The 4,281-nt window shown below is 62.9% G+C and carries 5 protein-coding genes; 1 reads left to right on the top strand and 4 read right to left on the bottom strand.

Annotation, left to right across the window (positions count from 1 at the left end; genetic code table 11):
• The first annotated feature begins 111 nt into the window (after positions 1 to 111).
• The gene (gene tcdA / locus LQ215_RS29305; RefSeq protein WP_230153719.1) at positions 112 to 930 is read left to right on the top strand and encodes a tRNA cyclic N6-threonylcarbamoyladenosine(37) synthase TcdA; all 819 of its coding nucleotides are present in this window, start codon (positions 112 to 114) and stop codon (positions 928 to 930) included.
• Positions 931 to 968: 38 nt separating this feature from the next.
• On the opposite strand, the gene LQ215_RS29300 is transcribed toward tcdA, so the two are convergent.
• The 4 genes from LQ215_RS29300 to LQ215_RS29285 all read right to left on the bottom strand — a co-directional run bounded on the left by LQ215_RS29300 (position 969) and on the right by LQ215_RS29285 (position 4,060).
• Positions 969 to 1,373, bottom strand: a complete 405-nt coding sequence (locus LQ215_RS29300) for a SufE family protein (protein ID WP_230153718.1) — start codon at positions 1,371 to 1,373, stop codon at positions 969 to 971.
• Positions 1,370 to 2,575 (bottom strand): aminotransferase class V-fold PLP-dependent enzyme, encoded by a 1,206-nt coding sequence (locus LQ215_RS29295; RefSeq protein WP_230153717.1) that lies wholly within the window; start codon positions 2,573 to 2,575, stop codon positions 1,370 to 1,372. The genes LQ215_RS29300 and LQ215_RS29295 overlap by 4 nt, the downstream gene beginning before the upstream one ends.
• 109 nt (positions 2,576 to 2,684) lie before the next feature.
• Positions 2,685 to 3,719, bottom strand: coding sequence for a 2,3,4,5-tetrahydropyridine-2,6-dicarboxylate N-succinyltransferase (gene dapD, locus LQ215_RS29290; RefSeq protein WP_058543194.1), 1,035 nt, complete (start codon positions 3,717 to 3,719; stop codon positions 2,685 to 2,687).
• A gap of 32 nt (positions 3,720 to 3,751) precedes the next feature.
• Positions 3,752 to 4,060 carry an arsenate reductase gene (locus LQ215_RS29285; protein WP_230153720.1) on the bottom strand — a complete coding sequence of 103 codons (309 nt, stop codon included), beginning with the start codon at positions 4,058 to 4,060 and terminating at the stop codon, positions 3,752 to 3,754.
• Positions 4,061 to 4,281 lie beyond the last annotated feature (221 nt).

Genomic DNA, 4,281 nt, shown 5'->3' with positions numbered 1-4,281 from the left:
GTCGATACTCTATTGACTGGACTGACGCCATCGCGAGCAAGCTCGCTCCCACAGAGGTTTTGCTTAAATTGCCGAGACAAAGCCCTATAATGCGCGCCGGTTTTTGGGGTAATGGTCATGAGTACAGAAGATCCACGGTTTGCCGGCATCGCCCGTTTGTATGGCATCGAAGGCCTGGAGCGCCTGCGGGCGGCCCATGTGGCGATTGTCGGGGTTGGCGGTGTCGGTTCCTGGGCGGCGGAAGCCATCGCCCGTTGCGGCGTGGGCGAAATCTCGCTGTTCGACCTGGACGATGTCTGCGTCAGCAACGCCAACCGTCAGTTGCACGCCCTGGACAGCACCGTCGGCAAACCCAAGGTCGACGTGATGGCCGAGCGGCTGCGTGGGATCAACCCCGACTGCACCGTGCACGCGGTGGCCGACTTTGTCACCCGCGACACCATGGCCGAATACATCACGCCGAACATCGACTGCGTGATCGACTGCATCGACAGCGTCAACGCCAAGGCTGCGCTGATCGCCTGGTGCAAGCGCCGCAAGATCCAGATCATCACCACCGGCGGCGCGGGCGGGCAAATCGACCCGACGCTGATCCAGGTTTGCGACTTGAACCGTACGTTCAACGATCCGCTGGCCTCCAAGGTGCGCTCCACCTTGCGCCGCGACTACGGCTTTTCCCGCACCGTGACCCGCCACTACAGCGTGCCCTGCGTGTTCTCCACCGAACAACTGCGCTACCCGAAACCGGACGGCAGCATTTGCCTGCAGAAAAGTTTTGTCGGCGACGGCGTCAAGCTCGACTGCGCCGGTGGGTTCGGTGCGGTGATGATGGTGACGGCGACGTTTGGCATGGTCGCGGCGACCAAGGCTGTGGATAAAATTGTGGCGGGGGTTCGGCGGCCGTCGGATAGGGTCAAGCCCGAACAGTGACCGCTTTTGTGGCGAGGGAGCAAGCTCCCTTGCCACGGTTATTGCGTCAATTCGCGCATCCGCTGTAGCACCGCATTCAACCCATTGCTACGCGACGGCGACAACTGCCGCGACAATCCCAACTGATTGAACCAATCCGGCAAGTCCACCTGCTGCAACTCGGCAGCGGACAAACCGTTGACCCGCGCCAACAGCAACGCCACCAACCCACGGATCAACCGCGCATCGCTGCTGGCGCAGAACTGCCAGTGCCCGTCGTGCAACTGACCCACCAGCCACACCTGGCTTTCACAACCGTGGACCAGGTTGGCCTCGCACTTGTCGTCCTCGTTCAGCGCCGGCAAACGTTCGCCCCATTGCATCAGCAGCCGGGCGCGTTGTTCCCAACCTGACGCGTCCTGGAAAATCTGCAGTGCGGTGGCGGCCTCGGCGGGCAGGGTCATCGCAGCATCTCCAACGCCTGGTCCAGTGCCTCGAAGAAACGTTCGAGATCGGCGGAGTCGTTGTACAGCGCCAGCGACACTCGAATCGCCCCCGAAAGCTTCAAATGCTTGAACAACGGCATCGCGCAGTGATGCCCGGCGCGCACGGCGATGCCTTGCTCGGTCAGCAGGTGCGCCAGGTCGGCGTTGTGCACACCTTCGACCACGAAACTGACCAGGGCCAGGCGCGGGTTGCCCACCAGGCGCACGCCGTTGCGGGCCAGCAGGCCATGGAGCAGGTAGTCGTGCAGCGCTGCCTCGTGGTCGATGACCGCCTGCGGGTCGAGGTCGGACAGGTAATCCAGGGTCGCGCCCAGGCCGATCACGCTGGCAATCGGTGGCGTGCCGGCTTCGAAGCCCAGCGGCGCCGGGCGGAAGCTGGCGCTGTGGTAATCGGCCTGCTGCACCATTTCGCCGCCGAACTGCCAATGGCGCAGGTGGCCAAGGGCTTCGGTACGGCCAAACAGCACGCCGAGCCCGTCGGGGCCGTAGAGTTTGTGGCTGGAAAACACATAGAAGTCGCAGCCCAGCGCCTCCACGTCATGGCGGCCATGGACCACGCCTTGGGCGCCGTCGATCACCGTCAACGCGCCCTGGGCCTTGGCCAGCGCCAGCAGCGCCGGCACCGGTTGCCAGGCCCCGAGCACATTGGATAACTGGCTCACCGCCAGCAAGCGCGTACGCGGGCCGATCAGTTCGGCGGCGGCGCCAGAATCGATCACACCGTCGGCATCCAGTGGCAACACCACCAGGGTCAACGAACGGCGCTCGGCCAGTTGCTGCCACGGCAGCAGGTTGGCGTGGTGTTCCAGGGCGCTGATGACGATCTCGTCGCCCGGGTTGAACAAATGTTCCAGCCCGTAGGCCAGGAGGTTCAGCGCCGAAGTGGCGCCGTGGGTGAAGACCACTTGCCCGCAGTTTCCGCCATTGAGCCACTGCGAGACCTTGAGACGGCTGTCCTCGAACGCCTGGGTGGCATGGGCGCCCGGCAAATGTTGCGCACGGTGCACGTTGGCCGCGCCATTGACGTAGTAATGCGTCAGGGCATCCAGCAGTGCTTGGGGTTTTTGCGTGGTGGCGGCGCTGTCCAGGTAGGTCTGGCCTTGCCGTTGCAGGGCGGCGATGGCCGGGAAATCGGCACGCCAGGGGGATTGGATCAACATGCTTTCGGGCCCTGCTGGAATGACGCCGGACCCTGTGGGAGCGGGCTTTTGTGGGCGCAAGCCTTGCTCCCACAAAAAAAGCTCGCTCCCACAGGTGGTGGTGTGAAACTTAGTTGTGGGCGTGCAGTGCTTCGTTCAGCTCGATGGCCGATTTGTGCGTCTTGCATTCCACCGCACCGGTCTCGGAGTTGCGGCGGAACAACAGGTCAGGCTGGCCGGCCAGGTCGCGGGCCTTGACCACTTTGACCAGTTGGTTGTTTTCGTCCAGCAGCTTCACTTTGGTACCGGCGGTTACGTACAGGCCCGACTCCACGGTGTTGCGGTCGCCCAGCGGGATACCGATGCCGGCGTTGGCGCCGATCAGGCAGCCTTCACCGACCTTGATCACGATGTTGCCGCCCCCCGAGAGGGTGCCCATGGTCGAGCAACCGCCGCCCAGGTCCGAGCCCTTGCCGACGAACACGCCCGCCGAGACACGGCCTTCGATCATGCCCGGGCCTTCGGTGCCGGCGTTGAAGTTGACGAAACCTTCGTGCATCACGGTGGTGCCTTCGCCCACATAGGCGCCCAGGCGGATCCGCGCGGCATCGGCGATACGCACGCCGGCCGGGACCACGTAGTCGGTCATTTTCGGGAACTTGTCCACCGAGAACACTTCCAGCAGCTCACCGCGCAGGCGGGCTTCGAGCTGGTGTTCAGCCAGTTCGGCCAGGTCGATCGCGCCCTGGCTGGTCCAGGCCACGTTCGGTAGCAGGGGGAAGATGCCGGCCAGGTTCAGGCCGTGGGGCTTGACCAGGCGATGAGACAGCAGGTGCAGCTTGAGGTAAGCCTCAGGCGTGGAAGACAGTTGGGCATCTTCGGCCAGCAGCGTGGCGACCAGCGGCTTGTGGCTTTCGGCCAGGCGGGTCAGCAGCGCGGCTTGCGCGCTATCGACGCCACGGAGTGCATCAGCCAGTTGCGAAGCCTGGGCGGTGGTGAAGGTGATGGCCTGGTTGCCCTCGCTGTAGCCGAGAATCGGCGCGATGGCAGCAACGATCTCGGCCGACGGCTTGAGCAGCGGTTGGGCGTAGAACACTTCCAGCCAGGCGCCTTCACGGTTTTGAGTGCCGACACCAAAGGCCAGGCTGAACAGGGTAGTGGACATGGAATTACCTCTACAAAATGGACTGGGCAGGATTACTTGATCGCTGCCGCATAAATATCTGGCTTGAAGCCAATCAGGGTTCGGTCACCGAGATCGAGCACCGGGCGCTTGATCATCGAGGGTTGGGCGAGCATCAGTTCGATGGCTTTCGGCTGATCGAGATCGGCTTTGCGTTCGTCGTCGAGTTTGCGAAAGGTCGTACCAGCACGGTTCAACACCACCTGCCAGCCATGTTCGTTGCACCATTGGGTCAGGTGCTCACGGTCGATGCCGGCAGTCTTGTAGTCGTGAAAGTCATAGCGCACCGCGTGCTCATCGAGCCAGGTACGCGCTTTTTTCATCGTATCGCAGGCTTTGATGCCGAAAAGGTGCAACGTTTTGCTTGAATCGGTCAAGGAACTGCCCCCTTTGCAGGTGCTGAAAGTAAAAGGTGAAGGATTATGCCATGACCGGACGGTTTCGCGACGGCCCAGATCGGCATGCACCAAAACCTGTGGGAGCGAGCTTGCTCGCGATGGCGTCCGATCAGCCAGCATTGATGTCGACTGATGCACCGCCATCG

Source organism: Pseudomonas brassicacearum (genome assembly GCF_918698105.1).
GTDB classification, from domain to species: domain Bacteria; phylum Pseudomonadota; class Gammaproteobacteria; order Pseudomonadales; family Pseudomonadaceae; genus Aquipseudomonas; species Aquipseudomonas brassicacearum_F.
Note: the sequence above shows the minus strand (reverse complement) of the source record. Positions and strands in the feature narration are given on the sequence as shown.